Source organism: Algoriphagus oliviformis (genome assembly GCF_017254915.1).
Classification (GTDB): domain Bacteria; phylum Bacteroidota; class Bacteroidia; order Cytophagales; family Cyclobacteriaceae; genus Algoriphagus; species Algoriphagus oliviformis.
In genome coordinates, this window is sequence record NZ_JAFKCT010000055.1 from 1 (window position 1) to 330 (window position 330).

1 protein-coding gene is annotated in these 330 nt (G+C 57.6%); it reads right to left on the bottom strand.

Features of this window, described 5'->3' with window-relative positions; genetic code table 11:
- A partial coding sequence (locus tag J0A68_RS23310; protein WP_206580512.1) for a phosphoenolpyruvate carboxykinase (ATP) occupies positions 1 to 330 on the bottom strand: 330 nt, incomplete at both ends.

Genomic DNA, 330 nt, shown 5'->3' on the forward strand with positions numbered 1-330 from the left:
GGTGATGAAACGCACTTTCAGGCGCGAGTCGGCGTTGGCGCCGCAGAAGGTATCCACCACGAACAGGCGCTTGCCGGACAGTTGCTCGGTGACCAGGTGTTTCAGATCGGCCCAGACTTCCGGGCTGAGAGGTTTGTTGTCGTTTTTGCCTTTGCCCTGATCGGCCCACCACACGGTATCGCGGGTGATGTCGTCACGGACGATGTATTTGTCTTTCGGCGAACGGCCGGTGAAGATGCCGGTATCGACGGAGACGGCACCCAGCTTGGTGACTACCCCACGCTCAAAACCTTCCAGAGATGGGTCTGTTTCTTCCTTAAACAGCAGTTC